The 1,670-nt window shown below is 33.3% G+C and carries 1 protein-coding gene and 1 pseudogene; both read right to left on the bottom strand.

The window, feature by feature from the left end; genetic code table 11:
* Positions 1-1,088: pseudogene (locus G6N05_RS15485) on the bottom strand (PD40 domain-containing protein); the annotation flags it as partial.
* A 24-nt stretch (positions 1,089-1,112) separates the two neighbouring features.
* Positions 1,113-1,670, bottom strand: a 558-nt coding sequence (locus G6N05_RS15490) for a PorP/SprF family type IX secretion system membrane protein (RefSeq protein ID WP_166131885.1), incomplete at its 5' end; no start/stop codon positions are given.

Consider the following 1,670-nt stretch of genomic DNA (forward strand, 5'->3'; position numbering starts at 1 on the left):
TTTTGTTTGAATACATCGTAACCTCCAAATCCTTGTCTTCCATTTGATGAAAAGAATAAAACATCATCATCTTGGATTGAAGGAAAACTCTCGTTCGCTTCTGTATTTACATTTGCTCCTAAGTTTTCTGGTGTTCCATACGTATCTCCATCAACACTTACTTTCCAAATATCGTGACCTCCTAATCCGCCTGGCATATCTGAAGAAAAATATAATGTTTTTCCGTCTTTACTGATACTCGGATTTTGAATTGAATATTCTTTATTGTTAATTGATAAAGCTTGTCCTTTTGCCCATTTGTCTCCATCTTTTGTCGCTTTATACAAATAAATTTGTCCTAATTTTAGTTTTTTCCCTTTGTCTTTTAGAAATTCTCCTTCATTAAAACTAACACTTCCATAATAGATAGTATTTCCGTCTGAAGAAATACTTGCTGGACCATCATGCCATCTGGTATTTAGTTCCACAACTTCTGTAGCTTGACTTAAAGTTCCATCTGCATTTCTGGTTGCTTTGTAAATATCTAAATACGGCTGGTCGTCCATACCACTTTCTTTTCTTGCTGTGTTTCTAGCACTTGCAAAATACAGCTCATTTGAATTCGTTAACACCGCTCCAAAATCAGCTTTATCACTACTTATATCTGATTTTACAGCATCGTATTGTTTGCTCTGATTTTTTAATTGTGCTAAATAGTTCGGATTGTTTTTAAACGCTTTGGCTCTAGCATCATTTGGTTGCATTTTTGCAAATTGTTCCATTTGTGCATCTGCAGCTTTAGTGTTTCCTTCTGCTTTTAGCATTTGAGCATATCTAAAGTGTGTTTCTGCATCTTGTTGTGTTTCCACTGCTTTTGCATACCATGTTACTGCTTCTTTTGTGTTAAAAACATTGAAGTAGCTATCTCCTAATTGTTTGTACACGTATCCATCAGCTTTGCCTTTCTCCACTAATTTTGAATACGCTTTAGCCGCATCAACATACTCCAATCTGTCGTATAGTTTATCCGCCTCTTTTGTATCTTTATTTTGTGCCATTAATCCTGTTGAAAGAAATAAAGCACCTGCTAGTATATATATATTTTTCATATGTATTTTTCTTGATTGGATAGATTAAAAATAACGTGGTGAACGTGATACTTTTTTACTAAAGTTAACATCAAACAACAAGATTACCTCGTGTGATGATGGTGTAGTTACTTTTAAATCTGATACGATATGATCGTAGGCATAACCAATTTTTAATGATGGTGTAATAGCATAATTTACCATAGCACCAAAACTGTCATCTAACCTATAAGTAGCGCCAATTTCGAATTTATCATAAAACATAAAGTTTGTTGAGACATCCCATGAAGCTGGTGCTTCAAACGATGATTTTGCCATAAAAAATGGCTTGAATTTTATGTTTTGATTGATATCAAACACATAACCTCCCGTGAAAAAATAATGGCTTGATTCGTTTCCGTATGATCTACCTTTATAATCTAAATGGCTAGCCTTTAACAGATTCGGAACTGATAATCCAAAATAGTATTTATTGGTATAATAAAAAGCTCCTGAACCAAAATTAAAATAACTATTGCTAATATTTGTTAAAAAAGCATCATCCCCAGGATCTGGTAATGTACTTGCAATTTTTGTTTGAAAATCAACATTATGCAATGTTAA

This window comes from Flavobacterium bernardetii, assembly GCF_011305415.1.
GTDB classification, from domain to species: domain Bacteria; phylum Bacteroidota; class Bacteroidia; order Flavobacteriales; family Flavobacteriaceae; genus Flavobacterium; species Flavobacterium bernardetii.